Annotated in this window: 19 protein-coding genes and 2 pseudogenes; 7 read left to right on the forward strand and 14 right to left on the reverse strand. The window is 70.4% G+C overall.

What is annotated here, in order from left to right; genetic code table 11:
• Positions 1-95: 95 nt before the first annotated feature.
• Positions 96-737 (reverse strand): hypothetical protein, encoded by a 642-nt coding sequence (locus AB0N16_RS05680; protein WP_365793394.1) that lies wholly within the window; start codon positions 735-737, stop codon positions 96-98.
• Positions 738-993: 256 nt separating this feature from the next.
• On the opposite strand from AB0N16_RS05680, the gene AB0N16_RS05685 reads away from it, so the two are divergent.
• The gene (locus tag AB0N16_RS05685; protein ID WP_200682075.1) at positions 994-1,164 is read left to right on the forward strand and encodes a hydrophobic protein; all 171 of its coding nucleotides are present in this window, start codon (positions 994-996) and stop codon (positions 1,162-1,164) included.
• Positions 1,165-1,380: 216 nt separating this feature from the next.
• Complete coding sequence (locus AB0N16_RS05690) at positions 1,381-1,839, forward strand: TIGR03618 family F420-dependent PPOX class oxidoreductase (protein ID WP_365793396.1); 459 nt, start codon at positions 1,381-1,383, stop codon at positions 1,837-1,839.
• On the opposite strand, the pseudogene AB0N16_RS05695 reads toward AB0N16_RS05690, so the two are convergent.
• The 4 genes and pseudogenes from AB0N16_RS05695 to AB0N16_RS05710 all read right to left on the reverse strand — a co-directional run.
• A pseudogene (locus AB0N16_RS05695) lies at positions 1,836-1,940 on the reverse strand (IS481 family transposase); the annotation flags it as partial. The gene AB0N16_RS05690 and the pseudogene AB0N16_RS05695 overlap by 4 nt on opposite strands.
• A gap of 112 nt (positions 1,941-2,052) precedes the next feature.
• Positions 2,053-3,072, reverse strand: coding sequence for an SDR family NAD(P)-dependent oxidoreductase (locus AB0N16_RS05700; RefSeq protein WP_365793398.1), 1,020 nt, complete (start codon positions 3,070-3,072; stop codon positions 2,053-2,055).
• A 207-nt stretch (positions 3,073-3,279) separates the two neighbouring features.
• Positions 3,280-4,470, reverse strand: coding sequence for a zinc-dependent alcohol dehydrogenase (locus AB0N16_RS05705; protein WP_365793400.1), 1,191 nt, complete (start codon positions 4,468-4,470; stop codon positions 3,280-3,282).
• Positions 4,471-4,869: 399 nt separating this feature from the next.
• Positions 4,870-5,103, reverse strand: coding sequence for a hypothetical protein (locus AB0N16_RS05710; RefSeq protein ID WP_365793402.1), 234 nt, complete (start codon positions 5,101-5,103; stop codon positions 4,870-4,872).
• A 394-nt stretch (positions 5,104-5,497) separates the two neighbouring features.
• On the opposite strand from AB0N16_RS05710, the gene AB0N16_RS05715 reads away from it, so the two are divergent.
• Positions 5,498-7,033, forward strand: a complete 1,536-nt coding sequence (locus AB0N16_RS05715) for a ubiquinol-cytochrome c reductase cytochrome b subunit (protein WP_365794044.1) — start codon at positions 5,498-5,500, stop codon at positions 7,031-7,033.
• On the opposite strand, the gene AB0N16_RS05720 is transcribed toward AB0N16_RS05715, so the two are convergent.
• A complete protein-coding gene (locus tag AB0N16_RS05720; protein WP_365793404.1) occupies positions 6,951-7,355 on the reverse strand; it encodes a cytochrome c oxidase subunit 4 in 405 nt (134 codons plus the stop codon). The genes AB0N16_RS05715 and AB0N16_RS05720 overlap by 83 nt on opposite strands.
• Positions 7,352-9,025, reverse strand: a complete 1,674-nt coding sequence (ctaD, locus tag AB0N16_RS05725; RefSeq protein ID WP_365793406.1) for a cytochrome c oxidase subunit I — start codon at positions 9,023-9,025, stop codon at positions 7,352-7,354. The genes AB0N16_RS05720 and ctaD overlap by 4 nt, the downstream gene beginning before the upstream one ends.
• Positions 9,026-9,519: 494 nt before the next feature.
• Here ctaD and AB0N16_RS05730 point away from each other — a divergent pair, with 494 nt between their 5' ends.
• Complete coding sequence (locus AB0N16_RS05730) at positions 9,520-10,446, forward strand: aminoglycoside phosphotransferase family protein (protein ID WP_365793408.1); 927 nt, start codon at positions 9,520-9,522, stop codon at positions 10,444-10,446.
• Positions 10,447-10,621: 175 nt separating this feature from the next.
• On the opposite strand, the gene AB0N16_RS05735 is transcribed toward AB0N16_RS05730, so the two are convergent.
• Positions 10,622-11,302: an IclR family transcriptional regulator C-terminal domain-containing protein gene (locus AB0N16_RS05735; RefSeq protein WP_365793410.1), complete on the reverse strand. Its 681-nt coding sequence runs from the start codon at positions 11,300-11,302 to the stop codon at positions 10,622-10,624.
• A gap of 73 nt (positions 11,303-11,375) precedes the next feature.
• Here AB0N16_RS05735 and AB0N16_RS05740 point away from each other — a divergent pair, with 73 nt between their 5' ends.
• A complete protein-coding gene (locus AB0N16_RS05740; RefSeq protein ID WP_365793412.1) occupies positions 11,376-12,020 on the forward strand; it encodes a nitroreductase family protein in 645 nt (214 codons plus the stop codon).
• Between the two features lie 243 nt (positions 12,021-12,263).
• On the opposite strand, the gene AB0N16_RS05745 is transcribed toward AB0N16_RS05740, so the two are convergent.
• Positions 12,264-12,674, reverse strand: a complete 411-nt coding sequence (locus tag AB0N16_RS05745; RefSeq protein WP_365793414.1) for a helix-turn-helix domain-containing protein — start codon at positions 12,672-12,674, stop codon at positions 12,264-12,266.
• Positions 12,675-12,773: 99 nt separating this feature from the next.
• On the opposite strand from AB0N16_RS05745, the gene AB0N16_RS05750 reads away from it, so the two are divergent.
• A complete protein-coding gene (locus AB0N16_RS05750) occupies positions 12,774-13,643 on the forward strand; it encodes an alpha/beta hydrolase (protein ID WP_365793416.1) in 870 nt (289 codons plus the stop codon).
• 15 nt (positions 13,644-13,658) lie between these two features.
• On the opposite strand, the pseudogene AB0N16_RS05755 reads toward AB0N16_RS05750, so the two are convergent.
• A pseudogene (locus AB0N16_RS05755) lies at positions 13,659-13,769 on the reverse strand (IS5/IS1182 family transposase); the annotation flags it as partial.
• 151 nt (positions 13,770-13,920) lie between these two features.
• The gene (locus tag AB0N16_RS05760) at positions 13,921-16,020 is read right to left on the reverse strand and encodes a trehalose-6-phosphate synthase (RefSeq protein ID WP_365793418.1); all 2,100 of its coding nucleotides are present in this window, start codon (positions 16,018-16,020) and stop codon (positions 13,921-13,923) included.
• Between the two features lie 668 nt (positions 16,021-16,688).
• Here AB0N16_RS05760 and AB0N16_RS05765 point away from each other — a divergent pair.
• Positions 16,689-17,114 (forward strand): DUF6003 family protein, encoded by a 426-nt coding sequence (locus tag AB0N16_RS05765; RefSeq protein WP_365793420.1) that lies wholly within the window; start codon positions 16,689-16,691, stop codon positions 17,112-17,114.
• Between the two features lie 13 nt (positions 17,115-17,127).
• Here AB0N16_RS05765 and AB0N16_RS05770 read toward each other — a convergent pair whose 3' ends face one another.
• The 3 genes from AB0N16_RS05770 to AB0N16_RS05780 are packed head-to-tail and all read right to left on the reverse strand — an operon-like array spanning position 17,128 to position 20,505.
• Positions 17,128-17,910, reverse strand: coding sequence for a phosphatase PAP2 family protein (locus tag AB0N16_RS05770; protein WP_365793422.1), 783 nt, complete (start codon positions 17,908-17,910; stop codon positions 17,128-17,130).
• Positions 17,910-18,863, reverse strand: coding sequence for a YihY/virulence factor BrkB family protein (locus AB0N16_RS05775; protein WP_365793424.1), 954 nt, complete (start codon positions 18,861-18,863; stop codon positions 17,910-17,912). The genes AB0N16_RS05770 and AB0N16_RS05775 overlap by 1 nt, the downstream gene beginning before the upstream one ends.
• Before the next feature lies 1 nt (position 18,864).
• Positions 18,865-20,505: a diacylglycerol kinase family protein gene (locus AB0N16_RS05780; RefSeq protein ID WP_365793425.1), complete on the reverse strand. Its 1,641-nt coding sequence runs from the start codon at positions 20,503-20,505 to the stop codon at positions 18,865-18,867.
• Between the last annotated feature and the right edge of the window lie 800 nt (positions 20,506-21,305).

Below are 21,305 nucleotides of genomic sequence, written 5' to 3' on the forward strand. Positions count from 1 at the left end.
GGTTCTTGTTCCGTTTGGGCGGTGAGCGATCAAGGCTGCCGTCCTCCCGCCGTGGCTGACCGGCAGTGGCTGTGAGTCGAAGGAAGCCTGCGCCCTCAGTGCAGAATGCTGACCGCGCGGGCGATGACGAGGAGCGACGTCAGGAGAGCGGCGACGCTCTCCACGCTCATCAGGAACTTGGCGCGTGAGGAGAGCGGCATGGTGTCCGTGGGGCTGAAGGCCGTGGAGTTGGTCACCGATACGTAGAGGTAGTCCATCAGCGTGGGCACCCAGTCGGATGTCTTGCTGGCACCGTCGGAGACCTCCTGGACGGCGTCGTCGTTCTCGTCCTGGGAGAATCGGAAGTCCGCCAACGGCAGGTCCTCCCGAGGCACTTGGGTCCGGCTGACCGGGCCGCCGCGGTCGAGCTCCCAGTAGGCCAGACCGAAGACGATGATGTTGGTGAGCCAGATCTGCAACGCGGCCACCAACAGCGCCCGGCCGTCCTTCACTTCCGCGGACACCAGCTCATGGACCAGGGTTCCCAGCGCGAGGAGGTTGCTCGCCGCGATCACGGCCACGAGCGTCAGCGACAGGACACGGAACGCCCGCGTCTGTCGAGTCAGCCGTCGTGGGTTGATCGCTACGAGGGGTACGAGCAGCGCACACTCCAGGGCGGGCAGCACGTAGCGGGGGGTGATCAGGAGCTGCTGGGGCAGGAGAAGGTAGAGCGAGATGGCGACGAGTGTCGCTGCCACACCTGGTAGTCGAGCCTCTCCGCGGCGCTCGTGCCGAGGGTGCCTGAACCGGGCTTCTTCGCGCGCTCGCGGCATGACTCCTCCATCAGGTCGCCCTCACATGGGGCATGAAAACCGACTCACGAGCACAGGACGGGTGTGCTCGAGCCTCGTCTCGGGAAACCCGAATTCCCGGAAAACGCAGGTGTACGCACCGGAAATTCCGGGGTGTGAGGCGGGTAGTGCGGGGCAGATGGCTGGGCGGAGGTTGATAATCATGGTTCCCCTGCTTGTCGTTCTGCTTCTCGCGCTGATTCTTTTCGGCGCCGGTTTCGCCCTCAAGGCCCTGTGGTGGATCGCCGTCATCGTCCTGGTGGTCTGGGCGCTGGGCTTCGTGGTCCGGCCCGCCGGGAGCGGCGGCCGTAAGGGCCGCTGGTACCGCTGGTAAGTGAAACCCGGTTCATGGGCCCCGTCGACCACTGTCGACGGGGCCCATCGATATGCGCTCACGGATACCGGTCCGCGGATTTCCCGCAGGGAACCTTGCGACCTCCGACGCCTCCCGTTCCGGCCGCTTCCGGAAGGTGAAAGGGAGTGTCGGGCTCAGGGCTCATCGGCGGCGCGCCCAGGAAATTACTGGACGGTCAGGGACGTTGATCACTTCATGACTCAACGACCAGCGCCTCGCACACTGTCCGACGAAGCCCTCTCCGACTTGCTTGGCCGGCAGCAGTTCGGCACGCTCGCCACCATCAAGCGCAGTGGCCACCCCCACCTGACAACCATGGTGTACAGCTGGGACCCCGAAGCCCGCATCGTTCGGTTCTCCACCACGGCCGACCGGGTCAAGGTCCAGCACCTGCGGCGCAATCCACGCGCGGCGCTGCACGTGTCGGGCGGTGACGTGTGGTCGTTTGCCGTCGCCGAAGGTGAGACCGTGGTCTCCGAGAGCACGACAGTTCCTGGGGACGCGGTCGGGCGGGAACTGCTCGGGATGATCCCGAAGGCCGGGAGGCCCGAGGACGAGGCCACGTTCCTGGAGGAGTTGGTTGCCGAGCGCCGGGTCGTCATCCGGCTGAAGGTGGACCGACTGTACGGCACCGTGCTCGACATCGACGGCTAGGTGTACTGCCCCGTGAGGTTGGGGACGCGGCCGGCGGGTGGTTGGCCATTCAGCGCGGTGTGTCCGCGGTGGTGATCGTAGGTGTGCAGCCACTCGGGGAAGGTGTCGCGATCGGATGGGACGACCTCTGGGCTGGAGCGGCGGAGCAGCCACAGCCCGTAGACGGCGTGGAAGACGTACACACCCACCTGCCACCCGTGACGCGCTCGTCGCTCAGGCGCTGGTGGGTGGCCCAGCCCAGCGTTGGTTGTAGCGGCGGGCCGCCCGGTCGTTGAGCGCGCTGCCCGCTCTGCGCAGCGTCCGTAGCCAGACGGGCCCGGCGGAGGCGTCCAGGGCGTGCCCCTGGCGCATCCCCGCCCGCTTCCCGGTCTGCTCGGCCGCATCGTCGGGTGCCGGAGGCAGCACTCGGGCGGCCAGTCCGCTCGCCCGTGTCACCAGGCGGGGTGCGACTCCGTGAGCGAGTGAGGCGATGCGGGCCACCGGGGTGAGCACCAGCCGGGTGCGCCTGCGCTCCACAGCGCACACGATCCTGTCTGCCGCGCGCCCGGCGTCCATCGACAGCAGCGGGGTTCCCGCCAGCGCGGAGAACCAGGCGAACTCGGCTTCCGGCCGGCCGCCGAACTCCGCCTGCAGGTGTGAGCCGGTCCGCATCAGACCGGGATGGACCGTGGTCACACTCACTGCGCTCCCGGCGGTTTCCTCCTGGAGCCCCTCGCCGAGCGCGCGCACCGCGGCCTTGGCGCAGGAGTACGGCACCAGATGGGGGACCGCCAGCAGTCCGCCGACCGAGCCCACCAGGCCCAGGCGACCGCCCGCAGGGCTGCGCCGCAGGTACGGCAGGGCGGCGAACGCGGTGTGCAGGGTGCCGAAGAAGATGGTTTCCATGGCATCCCGGAACGCTTGCGATCCGGCCGCCTCGGCGGGCGCCACCTGGATCACTCCGGCGTTGGCGATCACGAGATCGAGGCCGCCCTCCTGCTGTGCCGTCTGCCGGACCGCGGCCGTCACCGCTCGTTCGTCCCGCACGTCGCACACCACGGCACGCGCGGTACGGCCGGTACGGGTCCGTATCCAAGCCACGGCCCGGTCGAGTTCGCCGGCGTCCCTGGCCACCACGGTCACCCGGTAACCGCGCCGGGCCAGCCGGGCCGCTATCAGCAGCCCCAGACCGCGGGAGCCGCCGGTCACCAGGGCCGAGAGCCCGTCCCGCACGGACGGGTCGGTTGCCGTCATGTCGTCACCTCGCCTTTCGCAGAGAGTCCGTAAGCCAGGCGTACGCCAGGGCGTACGGCACTCATCCGGAGGGCCCCGGCCGGCAGCCGCCCGGGGCGGAGCCGGTGGGCGATGCGTGGCAGTGCGCCTCGCAGGGCGACAGCCGTCTGCCATTCCCTCCTGGCCCAAGACCAAAACCGCGGGTCATCGTCGCAGGGCATGTGCTGCTCAGGGCTGCATGAGGATCTTGACCGCGCCGTCCTGCTTGCGCTGGAACATGTCGTACGCGTGCGGGGCGTCCGTCAGGGGAAGCCGGTGCGTGGCGAAGTCGTCGACACCGAGCGGGTCATCGTCCGCGAGGTAGGGCAGGATCGCGTCGGTCCAGCGGCGGACATTGGCCTGTCCCATGCGCAGCTGGATCTGTTTGTCGAACAGGGTGAGCATCGGCATCGGGTCGGCCATACCGCCGTACACTCCGCTGAGCGAGATCGTGCCGCCGCGGCGCACCAGGTCGATGGCCATGTGGAGGGCGCCGAGACGGTCGACGGCGAAGCGTTCGGCGAGCGGTCCGCCGAGCTTGCGGGGCAGCAGCCCGGTAGCGGTCTGGGCCAGCTTGGCGGCCGCGCTGCCGTGGGCTTCGGTGCCGACGGCGTCGATCACGGCGTCCGGGCCTCGGCCTCCGGTCTCGTCCCGGATCGCCTGGACCAGTTCCTTCTCGTCTTCATAGACCCGCAGGTCATATGCGGCGGTGCCCCTGCGACTGGCCCGTGCGAGCCGCTCGGGCACGAGGTCGATGCCGAACACCTGCTCCACGCCCTGGGCTTGCGCGATGCGGCAGCACATGTCGCCGATGGGGCCGAGCCCCAGGACGGCGAGAGTCCCGCCGGGCGGCACCGCGGCGTACGCCAGGGCCTGCCAGGCGGTGGGGAGCACATCGGAGAGGTAGACGAACCGGTCGTCGGCGGGCCCCTCGGGCACTTTGATGGGCCCGAACTGCGCCTGCGGGACGCGCAGGTATTCGGCCTGGGCGCCGGGCACCGCACCATACAGACGGGTGTATCCGAACAGGGCGGCACCCATTCCCTCGCCGGTCACCTGAGTGGTCTCGCACTGGGTCATCAGGCCCGCCGAGCACATGAAGCAGTGCCCGCAGGAGATCTGGAACGGCACCACCACGCGGTCGCCCGGGCGTAGGTTCGTGACCTGCGCGCCGGTTTCCTCGACCACGCCCATCGGTTCGTGGCCGAGGATGTCGCCCGGGGTCATGAACGGCGTGAGCACCTCGTAGAGGTGCAGGTCCGAACCGCACAGACCGGTCGACGTGATTCGGATGACGGCGTCCGTCGGCTGCTCGATGCGTGGGTCGGCTACATCCTCCACCCGGACGTCCCGCCGCCCTTGCCAGGTCACTGCTTTCATGGCTCACGCTCCCTTTCTCACCTGCGCGCGGGTTGCGTCGCTGTGTGTGGGCCGGGCCGGTTCCTGCCGGGTACCCCCTTGGCCACGGCGCGACTCACCCCCGTGTGACATGTACACGTGTGGGGACCGTCAGAAGAAGGCGCGCTTCAACGCCAACCAGCACAAAACCCCAGCTCAGCGCAGTGATCGTTACCTTGAGGCCGAAGCGGCCTGGGGCATCTACCAGCGGACCGGCGCCGCCCAGAGGAGCGGATCCCGCTGCGGGCCGTGACCCTCGCCCTATGGGGGGTGAGAAGCCGGCCCCGGCCCTCCCCGGGGCCTCGACTTCGGGGTCTTTGCTGTCGGCCGTCGGCGGGTGTGCCGAATGGGCCTGGAGGGAGCCCGCCGCCGCTGCGGGAATCAGCCGCTCAGACGGCTGCGCAGCAGTGCCTTGCCCAGGTCGGCGCCCTTACGGCTGTCAGCCTGTGCCTTGGTGAACAGCTCGATCAGTTGTGCGTCCTTCTCCCGCTCGGCGTCCTTGATGTAAGTGTCCAGCCGCAGGGCGTTCTCCAGGCAGCTCTCGACGTACCAGAGAAGGTTGTAGTCCTTGTCGGCGGTTCCGGTGATCTTTCCGGTCTCGGTGGCGCTGGCCATCGTCGTCACTCCGTCCGTCGTGGTGAAGCGGGTGTCGACCCGCCGGCCTTGTCGGCCGGACTGTCCGAGTACCCCGGAGGGACACGACGCACCACGGGAGCCGGTCACCATGGCCGGCAGGCAGCCCACCCGGCACGCGCCGCCTCCCAGTCCGCCTGGTGACCCCCAGCGCCTCGGGTCGTCGATGGTGACCGCGCTGTCGGCACCCTCGCGCCGGGAAGGTCGGCGGCTCATCCGATCGGGTGCCGAGGCCCTGCCGCGCGGGTGTTTCACGGCGGCGGGGCACTCGCCCCGCGCCTTCCGGGCAAGGGATGGCCAGAGTGCGAGGCACACGGTCCTGAGGAGGGCGTCACGTGAGGTCAGTGCGATGCGCGCGAAGGGCCGCGGCCGCCGCATGAAGGGGACGGGACCGGACGAGGGCGAGGAACGCCCCAGAGGGGAACGGTTCGCGAACGCGGTGGACGCCCGGCTGCCCGTTCACGACGGGGCCGGCGGGCTGCTGCGCAAGGCCTTCCCCGACCACTGGGCGTACCTGCTCGGTGAGATCGCCCTCTACAGCCTGATCCTGCTGGTGCTGACCGGCGTGTGGCTGACGTTCTTCTTCAAGCCCGAGATGCGGGAGGTGGTCTACGAGGGCCCCTACGAACCCCTGCGCGGGACGCTGATGTCCGGCGCGTTCGACTCGACCCTGCACATCAGCTTCGACGTCCGCGGCGGCCTGCTGATGCGGCAGGCCCACCACTGGGCCGCGCTGGTCTTCGTCGCCGCGATCGGCCTGCACCTGCTGCGGGTCTTCTTCACCGGCGCCTTCCGCCGACCTCGCGAGATGAACTGGGTCATCGGCGTCACCCTCTTCGCGCTCTCCCTTGCCGAGGGCTTCGCCGGCTACTCGCTCCCGGACGACCTGCTCTCCGGCACCGGTCTCCGGATCGCCCAGGGCATCATGCTGTCGATCCCGGTGGCCGGGACGTACCTCGCGATGTTCGTGTTCGGCTCCGAGTTTCCCGGCCACGACATCGTTCCCCGCCTGTACACCCTGCACATCCTGCTGCTGCCGGGCGCGCTGCTCGCCCTGGTCACCGTCCATCTGATGCTGGTGTTCTACCTTAAGCACACCCAGTGGCGAGGCCCCGGACGCGCGAACCGGAACGTGACCGGCAAGCCGCTCTACCCCCAGTTCGCGGCCTCCTCGATCGGCCTGTCCCTCGCCGTCTCCGGGCTGCTGGTGGTGCTCGCCGCTGTCGCCCAGATCAACCCGGTGTGGGTGTACGGCCCCTACCGGCCGGACCTGGTGTCGACCGGCTCCCAGCCGGACTGGTACGTCGGCTTCCTCGAAGGCTCGCTGCGCCTCGTCCCGGCCTGGGAGACGAACCTCGCCGGGCACACCCTCATGTGGAACGTCCTGCTGCCGGCCGTCGTGCTGCCCGCGCTGCTCTTCCTCGTCCTGTACGTCTACCCCTTCGTCGAGCAACGGCTCACCGGCGAGGACAGCCAGGAGCAGCACTTCAGCGACCGGCCACGCGAGCGGCCCGTGCGTACCGGCCTCGGTGCCGCGGGCGTCACCTGCTACGCCGTGCTGCTGCTGGCCGGCGGCAACGACATCATCGCCCAGAGCTTCCGGATCTCGGTGAACGCCCTGACGTGGATCTTCCGGGTCGCCCTGATCGTGGCCCCGGTCGCCGCCTTCTTCGTGACCCGCACGGTGTGCCGCGCTCTGCTGCACGCCGAACAGGAACTGCTGACCGAGGGCGAGGAGACGGGGGAGGTACGGCAGACCCTGGCCGGCGGCTACGAGAGCGGCCACCGCCCGGTCACGTCGTTCCGGCCGGGCGCCCCGCGCAGGCCGCTCAGTCCTCCCGACCGGCCCCCCGGCTCGCGTACTGGAACACCAGCCCGGCAACACCCCAGGCCAGAACGCCGAAGCCGATGAGGAACAGCCACAGCCCGAACACCACCCCCACCGCCGCGACGGCGAACCCGAACGCGGTGACGATCGGCCAGCGGCTGTGCGGCGGGAAGAACTCCAGCGGCCCGGCGGAGTCCGCCACCTCCGCGCCCCTACGGTCCTGCGGGCGCGGGCCGCGCCGGACGTACTGGGTGGCGCAGAAGAACGACACCAGCGCGGCCATCCCGAACGCCACGATCAGCGCCGCCGTACCGGCCGGATCGGCGTCGGACCACACGCCGTAGAGCGCGGCGGACGCACCGAAGAAGACGGCCACCCCGCCGAAGAGCACTGCCTCGGCCTTCACCGGAGACCCTCCTGCTCGGCCTGCCGCACGATCTGGGGATGGTGCAGGTCGAACGCCGGGGACTCCGACCGCACCCGGGGCAGCGTCACGAAGTTGTGCCGGGGCGGCGGGCAGGAGGTGGCCCACTCCAGGCCGCGCCCGTATCCCCAGGGGTCGTCCTCCGCGACCCGCCGCCCACGATGGGCCGTACGCCAGACGTTGTAGAGGAACGGCAGTGTGGAGATCCCGAGCAGGAACGCGCCCGCCGAGGACAGCGTGTTGAGCAGGGTGAACCCGTCCGCGGGCAGATAGTCGGCGATCCGTCTCGGCATTCCCATCTCGCCGAGCCAGTGCTGCACCAGGAACGTCAGCTGGAAACCCGGGAAGAGCAGCCAGAAGTGCACCTTGCCCAGCCGTTCGTCGAGCATCTTCCCGGTGAACTTCGGCCACCAGAAGTAGAACCCGGCGAACATCGCGAACACGACCGTGCCGAACAGCACGTAGTGCAGGTGCGCCACCACGAAGTACGAGTCGGTGACATGGAAGTCGAGCGGCGGCGACGCGAGGAGCACCCCGCTCAACCCGCCCAGCAGGAACGACACCAGAAAACCCACCGACCACAGCATCGGCGTCTCGAACGAGAGCGAACCCCGGCGCATCGTCCCGATCCAGGCGAAGAACTTGATTCCGGTCGGCACCGCGATCAGGAACGACATCACCGAGAAGAACGGCAGCAGCACCGCCCCGGTCGCGAACATGTGGTGCGCCCACACCACCGCGGACAGCATGGTGATGGAGGTCGTGGCCCCGATCATCGGCAGATAGCCGAAGAGCGGCTTGCGCGAGAACACCGGGATGATCTCCGAGACGATCCCGAAGAACGGCAGCGCCACGATGTACACCTCGGGATGCCCGAAGAACCAGAACAGGTGCTGCCACAGCAACGCCCCGCCGTTGTGCGCGTCGAAGACGTGCGAGCCGAACTTCCGGTCGCACTCCAGCGCCAGCAGTGCGGCCGCGAGCACCGGGAACGCCGGCAGCACCAGGATCGACGTGAACAGCACGTTCCAGGTGAACATCGGCATCCGGAACATGGTCAGGCCCGGGGCGCGCAGACACAGGATCGTCGTGACGAAGTTGACCGCGCCCAGCGTGGTCGACACACCGGTGACCACCAGCCCCATCACCCACAGGTCGGCGCCCGCGCCCGGGGAGTAGTACGCGCTGTTGAGCGGCGCGTACGCGAACCACCCGAACGACGCCGCGCCCCCCGGCACCAGAAACCCGGAGACCACCATCAGACCGCCGAACAGATACATCCAGTACGACAGCGCGTTCAGCCGCGGGAACGCCACGTCCGGGGCACCGATCTGCAACGGCATCACCGCGTTCGCGAACCCGGCGAACATCGGGGTCGCGAACAGCAGCATCATGATCGTGCCGTGGATGGTGAAAAGCTGGTTGTAGAAGTCCTGGCTCATCAACTGGAGCCCGGGACGGGTGAGTTCGGCACGCATGCCGAGGGCGAGCAGACCGGCGAGGAGGAAGAAGCAGAACGCTGTCACCATGTACAGCCGGCCGATCACCTTGTGGTCGGTGGTGGCGGCCCAGCCCAGCAGCCTGCGCCCCAACGGCGCCGGAGCGGCCGGAGGGCCGGCCCGCTCGCCGACCCGCTGCGACAGTTCGGTCATGGTCCTCCTCAGCCGGCCGAGCGCGAAAGCGCCTCGCGGGATCCCTGCTCGACGCCGGGAAACCGCGGGCTCCCACGGACGGGCGACACTCACCGGCATGGCCGATACACGGTGTTTGTCCGCTCCGTGGCGACGCTACCGGTGACCAGGCGCAGGCCACGTCAGCCACGCCCCTTCGGCCTGGGATTCGCTGCCGTGAGGCGAGTAGTCGGCGCCCATGCACACGACTCATGAGCAACCGGCCGCCGCCGGCTCGGCGGCGCCCTGTGCCCACCGCACGCGCAGACGGCGGACACGCCCCGGCAGCTCACCGGCGGCTCCGACGGCAGCGACGCGGGGCACAGCCCTCGGCCCAGTTGCGGTGTGCGGCGGCGACGCGGGGCACAGCCCTCGGCCCAGTTGCGGTGTGCGGCGGCGACTCCGGGGAACGGCACCCCGCGCCCGCAACCTGGAAGGAGTGTCCGCTCCACCTGTCTCACGTACTGTGGCTTCGCATGACCGACTCCGAGATCGAGATCACCGCAGAGCTGGTGCGGGATCTTCTCGAGGACCAGCATCCGGACCTCGCGGGGCTGCCCATCCGCGAGGTAGCGGGCGGCTGGGGCAACCAGATGTGGCGCCTCGGGGATGAGTTGGCCGTGCGGATGCCGCGCACGCAAGGTGCCCCGGATCTCCTGCGCAAGGAGTGCCGGTGGCTGCCTGTCCTGGCCCCACGTCTGCCGCTCCCGGTTCCGACGCCCGTGCGGATCGGCGAACCGTCCAAGCGCTTTCCGAGGCCGTGGAGCGTCATGACGTGGGTTCGCGGCGAGCCACTCGACGGCACCCCGATCAGCCGCGGCGACCACGCGGCCGACACTCTGGCGGGTTTCCTCAGGGCGCTCCATGTGGAGGCGCCCGCCGAGGCGCCGGCCAGTTCGGACCGCGGCGCTCACCCCAAGAAGTGCACGGACGGCTTCGAGAAGTTCTTGCAGGCCATTGCCCCCGGCGGCATCCCCGCCGACATCCGGGCTGTCCGGGCCGTCTGGGACGACGCTGTGGCGGCCCCGGAGTGGGAGGGCCCGCCGGTATGGCTGCACGGTGACCTCCATCCCGCGAATGTCGTCGTCTCGGACGGGACGCTCTCGGGCGTGGTCGATTTCGATGCCATGTTCGCCGGCGATCCGGCGTGGGACCTCGCGGCCGCCTGGTTGCTGCTTCCCGCCGACGCGGCCTCACGGTTCTTCGAGGTGTACGCGCCCGCGGACGAGGCGACGGTCCGACGCGCCCGCGGGTTGGCTGCTCTGAAAAGCCTCTTCCTCATCCTCATGGGACAGAACGGGGAACAGGGCCTTCCCGGCGGCAAGCCGACATGGGGACCCGCAGGCCGGGCGGCGCTCGACCGTGTTCTGACTTCCAACGCGCGCTGGGCCTCTCCCGCGTAGGCCCCGCTCCCGCCGCGGAGCGAGACGGACCTGTTCAAGGTGTTCTGCGGCTGGTGTCCGAGCCGGGACGCCGGGGCCTGTTCAACGGTCTCGGTTCGCCGAGGAACCCAGCCTGTCGGTCGCGGGCGACCGCCGACGGCGTATCGGCTCCGTGTTCCGCCGGCCTCTCTGATGGCTATCGCGGCGGGTCGGTGAGTCCTTGGGCGATGGTGCGGGCCGCCTCGCGGAGGGCGCTGTCGACGCGGTCGTGGGGGGTGCTGGTGGGCAGGGTGACGAAGACCGCCGCCACGGCCCGGTCGTTCCGCAACACCGTGGCGGCGAAGGCGAGTTCGCCCAGTACGTACTCCTCGTGGGCCGTGGCCAGGCCGGTCTCCCGGATGCGGATCAGCTGGGCGCCGAGGGTGCCCGGGGCGGTCACCGTGTGGCGGGTGTGCCGCCGTACCTCGGCCGGCGGGCCGTGGCCGTGGGCGAGGAGGATCTTGCCGGGCGCCGTGGCGTGCAGGGGCAGGCGTTCGCCGCTGACCAGGCACAGCGCCGTGCCGTCGGAGGGGATGGCGATGTCCGCGTGGCCGCGGGTGCGGGAGGTGAGCGTGCGGAGGGCGGGGAGTGAGAGGTCGAGCAGGCCGCGCGGGCAGGGGGCCGCGGCGCCGAGGGCGCGGATGCGGGTGCCCAGGCGGTAGGAGCCGTCGGCCGCCCGCTCCAGGCCGCCCCACGCGACCAGTTCCCGCACCATGCGGAGTGCCGTCGGCACCGGCAGCCCGGTCCGGCGGGCGATCTCCGTCAGGCGCAGCGTGGCCGGCGCGCCCACGAACGCGTCCAGTACCGAGAAGACCCGCCCGGCAACGCTCTCGGCCATTTCACACCCCGCGTTTTCATCCAGTGAAAGTCCGGCGTTGTCGCCGCACTGCACGCTCCGCGAAGGTCAACGCATGACTCTCGACCTCTCTTCCGACGAGCTCCTCTCCACCACCCGGGCGGTCCGTCACCGTCTCGACCTCACCCGGCCCGTACCTCGCCAACTGCTCGAGGAATGCGTGGACTTGGCGGTCCAGGCCCCGACTGGGCGTAATCGCCAGCGTTGGCACGTCGTGATCGTGACCGATCCCGAGCGGCGGGCGGCGCTGGCCGAGGTGTGGCGCGACGGCGTGCGTACGCCGGGCGTCTCCGCCCCCGTCCCCGAACGGGACGTGCGCCGAGCCGACGTGGCGCACATGGAGCGGGTGTACTCCGGCGCCGCCCATCTCTACCAGCACATCCACGAGGTCCCGGCGATCGTCGTGCCGTGTGTGGAGGGCCGTACGGACGACGCGTCCGTCCTGCATCAGGCCGGCACCTGGGGCTCCATCCTCCCCGCCGTCTGGAGCTTCATGCTCGCCGCCCGCGCCCGGGGCCTCGGCAGCTGCTGGACCACCGGCAACCTCGTCCACGAGAAGGAGTCGGCCCGCGTCCTCGGCATCCCCTACGACGACGTCATGCAGGCGGCGTTCATCCCGGTGGCGTTCACCCTCGGCACCGACTTCCGCCCGGCCCGCCGCATCCCCAGGGAGGAGGTGCTGCACTGGGACACCTGGTGAACAGGGCAGGTACAGACGTGTTCCGCCGTTCCCGGACGCCCTGATGGGCTGGGGATCGTGATGTCAGGCTCGTTCTGCCGGCTGGATGACCTCGGCTTGGAAGTGGCCGGTCAACAGTTGCATCCCGACCACGCGGCGTTCCTTCGTCGACAAAGTGGCCGTCCCGCAGCGCCGGCGACACATGCAGTCCGCATCCAACGACGTGAACCTCCAGACCTACGACAGGTCTCCGATCTGGCCTGCCTACCCCTCATCGGCCTCCTGGTCGGCGGCTTCGTTGGCGCGGTCGATCTCGGCCATGTGCTCCTCCGCCCAGGTCCGCAGCCCCGCAAGCGCGGCTTCCAGGGACAGCCCGAGTCCGGTGAGTCGGTAGAAGACCCGCGGCGGCACGGTCGGTTCGACCCGGCGCGACACCAGCCCGTCGCGGGTCAGGCTTCGCAGCGTCACGGACAGCATCTTCTGCGAGACGCCGGGCATCCGGCGTCTCAGCTCCGCGAAGCGCACCTCGTCCGGTGCGGCATCGGCGAGCGTCTTGACGGCCATGGACGTCCACTTCGTACCGATGCGGTCCAGCAACTGCCGCGTCGGGCACCGGGGATCGAACAGATCGCCGCGTACCCCGCGACCGGCGGCCCGGGCTCCTCGGGTGGTCACCTGTGGCTCACCACCTTCCCTGAAAGTGCCGTCTAGGAAGCGGTCGGACAGTTACCTATCGTTCTGTGGTCACCAATGGTAACCAGCGGAGGAGCCGTCATGCCCGTCACCACCGCACACCATCTGCGCCGCATCGCGGCGAACGGCGTCCAACTCAATGTCGCGATCGCCGGGGACGGACCTGCGGTTCTCCTGCTGCACGGCTTCCCGCACACCTGGCAACTCTGGAGCGGCATCATGGGCCGACTGGCCGGGCAGTACCGGGTCATCGCCCCGGACCTGCGAGGCTTCGGTGCCAGTGCACGTGCCATCGAGGGTTACGACGCAGGCACCCTCGCCGCCGACGCCGAAGGGCTGCTCGGCGCACTCGGCGAGCCCTCGGCAGCGGTGGTGGGCATCGACGCGGGCGCCGCCCCCGCCGTCCTGCTCGCGCTGCGCCACCCCGGCCTCGTCCGGCGCCTGGTCGTGATGGAGGCACTCCTCGGCCGCCTGCCCGGAGCAGAGCACGTCGTCGCGGGGGGCGCCCCGTGGTGGTTCGGCTTCCATGCCGTCCCCGGCCTCGCCGAGACCGTCCTGGCAGGCAACGAGGCCCCGTACATCGACTGGTTCCTCGACTCGGGGACGCTCGGGCGAGGAGTACCCGACGACATCCGTGCGGCCTTCGTCCACGCGTACACCGGGAGCGAAGCCCTGCGCTGCGCGTTCTCCTATTACCGGGCCCTGCCCACCAGCGCGCAGCAGATCCAGGACGCCGTCGCGACAGCTCGGCTGACCATGCCCACCATGGCCGTCGGCTCTCACCCCGTCGGCACCGGGCTCGAACGCCAACTCCGTCCCATCGCCGATGACCTGGTCGGACACCACCTCCAGGACTGCGGCCACATCATCCCCCTCGACCGCCCCGACGCGCTGTTCGCGCTCCTTGCGCCCTTTCTCTCCGCCGATCTGCCGATCTGCCGAAGTGACTGAAGCGGGGCCGAAGGATCACGGTCGGCGCTTCGGGCGTTCGTCCCAGCGGTGAGTTGTCCAGGACCGCCGGATCAGACTGCGCACGGTGATGATTGCGTCGGCGAGCTCGAAGAAGGCATCGATGACTCACCAGAAAGGTGTCCTGACTCCTGCACTGGATACGACCTGGACACTCGCATCCTCGCGGGCACCCTTCTGCTGTCAGGGCGTCAGCTCGCCCCATTCCGCTGAATAACCGGGGCTAATAAGGGGCATGATCGTTCACTCGCCGCAGTGCTCATCCATGTCTCGATCTATGCAGCGGTGCCCTGGCGCCCCGGATGGCGGCGATGACTCTGTGGGCCCACTCGGCTGGGGGCGGGGTGTTGAGCAGGGCCTCCAGGCGTGTGATGTGTGCGGCGCGTTCGCGCGCCGTCATGGCCAGTGCGGCGCGCAGGGTGTCGACCAGGTCCTGTGGCCGCAGTGGATCGGTCAGCAGGGCCGCGGTTCCCAGGTGCTGCGCGACTCCTGCGTGACGGGACAGGATCAGAACACCGGGACGGTTGATGGCGTGGCAGGCGGTGACGTATTCCTGGGCTGTGAGGTTCATCCCGTCGGCGAGTGAGGTCACCCAGAACACGTCGGCTGCCAGGTAGTGGTCGACGACCTCGGGGAAGTCCAGATTGCGGGGGATGTAGTCGACGGGCTCCCACCCGTGCGTGCCCCAACGGTTGTTGATTCGGTTGATTGCGTTCTCAAGTTCCGAGCGGGTGGAGTCGTAGGCGCGGATGCCGACCTCCGGCGGTGGGCAGACCAGGCGGTAGCGCACGTGTCCCCGTAGCCGGGGCGAGCTGGCCAGGAGGGCGTCCAGTGCGCGGATCTTCTGGACGGGCGCCTTGGCGTAGTCGAGTCGTTCCACGGACAGCACCAGCTGGCTGCCGTCCTTCCCTTGCTGCGGCTGGGGGCGCGTCCTGGCGAGGTCTGTGACGGCATGGCGGTCGATGCCGAGGGGGTGCACGCCGACGCGCGGCGCGGGCCCCGCGGTGCCGGCCAGGAGCCGACGGAAGTTGTCGGCGCAGTCGGCGGTGTGGAAGCCGGCCCAGTCCAGGCATGCAAGCGAGTCGAGTAGCTGCCCGGCTGCAGGAATGCGGCTGAAGACGTCCGGTTGGGGGAACGGCGTGTGGTGGAACAGCCCGATGGCCAGGTCGGGCCGCCGGGCCCTGAGGACGGCCGGTACGAGCCACAGATTGTAGTCGTGCAACCAGACCGTGCCTCCCTGCGCGGCGAGTGAGCCGATATGGCGGGCGAATGCGGCGTTGACCTCCTCATAGTCGGCCCAGTGGGCCGGCCGGTCCTGGATGAGGCCGGGCTGGGACATCAAGGCCGGCCAGAGCGTCTCCTTGCAGACGCGGTGAAAGTAACCCGCCCACCGTTCAGCACGCAGCGGCAGCAGGGACAGCGGCAAGCCGTCGACGGCCGTGATGGGCTCGGCGGGCGGCGGTGCCTCGCCGATGTGGGCGGCTGCCCACACAACGTCCAGGCGCTCGTCGGTGAGAGCGGCCTGCAACGTCGGCAGGATGCCGTTGGGACTGGACGGCGGCCGCCAGCCGCCGTCGAGCCAGCGCACGGGTGGGCGGTGATAGCCGACGACCACCGATCGGCGGACCAGCCAGCCGAGGCGTTCCATCCCCTCCAGGACGGCGGCAGCTCCGTCCAGGGCGGAGTGGTGGATCTGCCGGCTCGGTGGGACGCCGGCAGCCAGAGCGGGCTCCGCATTGGCGACCACGACCGCGTGCGTGCCCTGGGAGAACAGTGAGAGGTCGTTGAGGGAGTCACCGGCCACGAGCATCGCCTGCCGGGGCCACCCCAGCCTGCGGCCGAGCAGCCGCAACGCACGTCCCTTGCTCGCCCTGGCCGGCAGGACGTCAAAGTACCGGCCCGAGGCGTACGACCAGGAGCATCCCAGCGCTTTCACCGTGGCCTTGAGGCTGTCCGAGAGACCTTCGGGGCTCAGATAGAAAGAGCAGCGTCCCTCCTGGGGTACGCCTTCCTGGTACACGAGCTGCGGGAACCGCTGCAACGCCGCTCGAACCCGATGGGCGCCCGGCCATCCGGCGCGCAGCTTCCGGTGTATGTCTTCGAGGTGGACCATCCGGATGGCGTCGATGACGCTGGCCCCGACGTCGGCGATGATCCAGCGCGGGGACGGGACCAGGGGATCGTCTCGCAGGAGCGCCTTTACGGAAGCAAGACTGCGTCCGGTCGCGAAGACCACTGTGATGTCCGGGTGCCGGTTCAGGACGTCGCGCAGACGCCGCCGATCGTGTCCATCGCCTCCCAGGAGCGTGCCGTCCAGGTCGGTCACGAGCACCCTGGCCGAGCCGATCTTCTCGTCCACAGGCGGTCCCTTCAGGTCCTTGACCAACTACAGCAGCGCGAGAATCCGCCCTTGTGCCGGAGTGTGTGGGCGCTTCACCAACCAGGGTCGTGGGTCACCGGGTCGATGACAGTCCCCGCATCAGCCGCGTCCGGGTGCGATGGGGCTCCCTGGACGTCCCGGATTGCCTGCCCAAGTCGCGTCTCGCGAAAGTCGTCGCTTTCCACGAGCCGGGCAATCAGGCCGGCGGGCGCATGGCGCGCGGCCTCCAGTAGTCGATCGACGGCAGGGTCGGCTGGCGACACGGGGACCTCCAAGATCACGGCATGGCGACATGGCACGGCGTGGAGGCCACCGTCAGCCGCGCGGCTGGTCCAATCCGATCGGGCTGTCGCGACAACACACGCAACGACCGTTGTCCAAAGCTCTAGCCGCGAGCGGCCCCACCTCATTCACCGGCCCAGATTTTTCACTCCGCTGCCCTGGACCAGCGACTACACCACGAGACACGACCGGAGCGTCTCCAGCTGGTCCACGCGCGCGGCTTCCAGGGTCCCGGCCGCGTAGTACGGCGCTGATCGGCGATCCACACCCCGAGTGCCCGCCGGCCGCGCCCCACCCCTCTGGGGTGCGGCGGCATTACCATCTGTGTCGCACTCATATCGACACCGACAAGGCGGAACCGCCCGATGGCTGACGAGGCTTACCTCTTCCTGCTCCCCGACCGTCACCCGAGTCTCGGCGCCGCCATGGCGGCCGTCGCGCCGCTGGAATGCGACCAGACTCCCGCCGTGCGGGGCTGGATCTCCGCCCACGACGTGGCTCCCTCCTCCGAGCAGTTGAGGATCCTTCCCGCCGGATCGGAGGTCCTCATCCCCGAGGAGGCCGAGCGGCTGCCGATCCCGCTGACCGCGGAGGAGGAGGTCCGCGTCCAGCAGGAGTGCGCACCCCAGACGGTCACCGACATGGAGCGCGAACTGCTGGACTACCGGGACACCACCCAGGGCTGGGAGACCCTGGTGCACCGGGCGCTGACCGCGGGCATCCCAGCCGCGCGCATCGCCCGGCTGACGGGACTCGACCCCCAGGAGATCGGCCGCATGACCGGCGTGTGACGCGGGGCCGGCCTCAGCGGGAGGCGGAGTCCGGTTCGGGGCTCGGGCCGGTGAGTTCCGGCTCCAGCCCCTCACCGACCGACGCGGGCCGCCGGCCCGCGTCGGCACGCCACGCCTCGAAGGCACGGCTGGTCAGCACGACGACGGCGAGCCCGAGTAGCCATCCACCGAGCACATCGCTGAACCAGTGCACGCCGAGCGCGACCCGGGTGAAGCCGACCCCGAGCACTGACAGGACCGCCACGACCCAGCACGCGACACGAGCCCGGCGCGGCACCACGGGCAGCAGGACCAGCAGGAACACCGCGAACGAGGTGGTGGCGGTCATCGCGTGCCCGGACGGGAAGGAATAGCCCGGCGCGTGCGCCACGGGGTCCTCCAGCGCCGGCCGCGCCCGCTCGACCAGCGTCTTGACCCCGAGCCCGATCAGACCGCCGGCCACCGCGGTCACCGCCGCCCACGCGGCCAGCCGCCGGGCACCGCGCCACAGCAGCCAGCCGGTCAGCAGCGCCACGCCCACGCGCAGGGTGAGGGGGTCCCAGACGTCGTCGGAGAGCACACGCAGCGTGCGCGTCCAGGCCGGGTGGTCCAGCGCGATCCGGTGCAGACCGTTCGCCGCGTCGCGGTCGAGGTCGCGCAGCGGCCGCCACCGGCCCTCCACGAGGACCAGCACCAGGGCGAACGGCACCGAGGCGGCCGCGGCGACGGCGACCGCCGCCAGCAACCTGACACCGAACCGGCGGTCGGCGCCGCTTCGGCGGCCGGGAGAACGCTGCGTCTCGAGTTGCGTCGGCATCAGACCCCCGGGTCGGGTTGGATCGGTTCGGGCCTGCGCCCCCGCACCGCCTCCAGTTGCGCGGCGAAGGAGAGCCCGAGGAAGAGGGCGATCGAGGTCAGGTAGGCCCACAGCAGCAGGGACATGAAGGCGCTGAGGGGGCCGTAGACCGTGTCGAAGGAGCCGCTCAGATCGAGGTAGACGGTGAGCAGCCAGGTCAGGGTCATCCAGAGCACCAGGTAAAGTGCCGCGCCGAACGCCAGCCAGGTGTAGCCCGGTTGGCTGCGGCGCGGTGAGCACCGGAAGATGGCGCTGGCGGAGATCAGGGCGAGCATCAGCCCGAACGGCCAGCGCACCACGTTCCACGTCGTCTGCGCGGTCGAGCCGAACCCGTAGACCGAGCCGGCGGCCGAGGCCAGGTCGTCGCCGGCGACCATCACGACGAAGCCCAGGCCGAGCGGGAACCCCGCGCACAGCGCCATGACCAGCCCGCGCGCGTACTTGAGGTGGAAGGGCCGGTCGCGTTCGTTGCCGTAGATGCGGTTGGCGCCCCGCTCGATCTGGCACATCGCCGTGGTGACGTTGACGATCGAGAAGATCGCGCCGAACCAGAGCGCGAGCTGGCCGTCGTCGCCCGCCCTGCGCCTGCTGCGGTCGAGCGCGTCATCGACCACCTCCGCACTGGGCCCCTCGGCGATCCGGTGGATCGTCATCTCGGCCATCCTGCCGATGTCCTCGGTGTGCAGGCTGGTGGAGAGGCCGACGAAGGCCAGCGCCAGCGGGATCACCGCCAGCACCGTCTGGAGGGCGAGCGCGCGGGAGTGGCTGAACCCGTCGGCGTAGCGGAAGCGCAGGAACGCGTCGCGCAGCAGCGGCCAGCCGCCGTAGCGGCGCAGCGTCACCCACGCCTCGTCGGCGGAGAGCTCGTCCCCGCTCATGTCCCGGGTCTCCGGGACCTTGGTGGAGCTGCCCATGTCAGCCCTCCAGGTCCGGGACCAGCACGGTCAGCGCGCCGGGAACGACCTCGACGGACAGTCGGCGGCCGGAGCCGACCGCATCCCCGTCGATTTCGCGGGGCTGCGGGGACTCGAAGGTGAACTCGGCCCGTCGGAAGGTACGGAACTCCGGCTGCCCGCCGCCCTTCCGGCCGGCGCCCTTCCGCCTCTCCCGCCTGCGGTGCGGCAGCAGCGAGCCCACGGTGCGCAGCCAGCCGACGGGGCCGCGCGGGTCGAGCATCAGCAGGTCCAGCACCCCGTCGTCCGGGCGGGCGTCGGGTATCAGGCGCAGGCCGCCCTGGAGGGCGCCGGTGTTGCCGACGAGCACCATGCGGGCCGTACCGCGCAGGGGCTCGGCTCCGTCCAGCCGGACGCTCAGCCGCATCCGGGGGCCGCGCATCGCCTTCGGGACGGCCAGGACGTACGCGGGCCAGCCCAGCACGGCCTTGGCCCGGTCGTGCTCCTGCGTGTACTGCATCATTGCGGCGTCCAGACCGACGCCGGACATGACCGCGAAGTGGGTGGCGGGGATGCCGTCGCCCTCGACGCGGGCGAGGTCGATCTCGCGGGTCGTGCCGCCGAGGGCGGCGTCGAGCGCCTCGGCCGGAGCCAGCGGGAGGCCGAGGTTGCGGGCGAGGAGATTGCCGGTGCCGCACGGCACGACGGCGAGCGGGACGCCACTGCCCGCCAGACGGTCGGCGGCCGCGCGTACGGTGCCGTCGCCGCCGCAGACCACGACCAGCTCGGCCCCGTCGCCGAGGGCCTGGGCGGTCTGGCCACCGCCGGGGTCGGCGGCCGTCGTCTCCAGGAACACCGGTTCCCGGTGACCGTGCCGGGCGAGGACCTCGCGCAGCTCGTCGCGCGTGCCCTCGTCGGTCGCGGTGGGGTTGACGACCACGGCGATCCGGCCCGGCCGGGGTCCCGGGCGGCTGGTTTCGGCGGCGACGGGCCGGGCGACGGGCGCCGACACGCGGGCGTCGCGGAGCAGGGCCTGACCGACCACCAGCAGGGACAGCCCGCCGTTGATCAGGCCGCCCAACACGTCGGTCGGGTGGTGCATGCCCCGGTACAGGCGGGACACCCCCACCATGAGCGGCAGCAGGAGCAGCGCCGCGGCCACCACGCGCCGCCACGGCCCTCGTAGGCGGGTCAGCGCGAGGACGGCGAGACCGCCGTAGAGGGCGGTGGCCGCACCGGTGTGGCCGGAGGTGTAGCTGGAGGTCGGCAGGGAGCCGTCGAGCCGGTGCACCTCGGGTCGCTGCCGCTCCACCGCGATGGTCACGACCAGGAAGACCAGCGACTGCAGCGACACCGCGAGCGCCAGGAACGACGCTTGGCGCCACAGCGACAGACGGGGTGCCAGGATCAGCGCCAGGCACGCCGCCAGCGTCACGACGATGACGGTGAGCGTGTTGCCCATCTGGGACCCGATCGAGGAGAGCGTGGTCAGGGTGGACGTACGCAGTCGCTCCAGGCCCCGGTTGACGCCGTCCTCCGCCGTGATCGGCCAGATGTGCCGGGCGGGGCCGGTGATCAGCAGGCCGAGCCCGATCATCAGGGCGGCCTGGCAGGCGGCTCCCGCACCGATGGACGCGGCGGCCCGCACCAGTCCGCGAGGCATCCGGCGGCCCCGCCCGGTGGCTGTCGCCCCGGCGGTGGCGGGGCCTGGGCTGTCCGCTGGCAGGCCCGCTGATCTCTCCGGTACGGCGGTCGGCATCGCTTCTCCCTGGGTCGGCGGTCGGCGGCCGCACCACACGGGGCAGCCCCACCGCACTGATGCCCCCGGAGGCGCGGAGCAGACGGTACGGAAGAAGGCGCGGCCCGTGCGGGCCGCCCCTTCACGGAGGACATCAGGCCAGGAGTTCCACCTCCGCCAGGGTCGACGAACCGTCCAGCACCAGGCGGTACTTGCCGTACGACCCCGGGACAGCGATGGTGAGGGGTCCGGGTCTGGCGGTTCCACGGGAAGGTCTCGGCGATGCGGTGGCTGGCTGTGTCGGCTTCTTCGGTTTCTGGCTCAGCTTCTGTGACGCGGCCACCCTGAGTGACGTCCCGGCCCTTCGAGCCGTACGCGAAGTCGCCCGAAAATGGTTCGTGGGCAAGGTGGTTGGGGTGACAGTTCGGGGCCGTGGAGCAGCACCATGACGGGGGCGGCCCCAAGCCGCTCAACCCCTGTAGAAGCTGCGGCGCTTTGGGCTTCCGGCCCTACTGGACGTCAAGCACCGCCCGCACGGCCGTGCTTGGTCTGACGCACTGGTGCTGGGGGAATCCGGGCCGTTTGTTGGGTGCGGCGTGGGCCCGGTTGCTGCGGGTGCCAGGGCCTACACCGCGCCGCCCCCAGGCCGTGTCTCTTGGATGAGTTCGACTCGGTCGCGCTGGGGTCCGTCTGAGCGGGCCTATGGTCTGCACGACACGGCTTAG

The organism is Streptomyces sp. NPDC051105 (genome assembly GCF_040682795.1).
Taxonomy (GTDB): Bacteria; Actinomycetota; Actinomycetes; order Streptomycetales; family Streptomycetaceae; genus Streptomyces.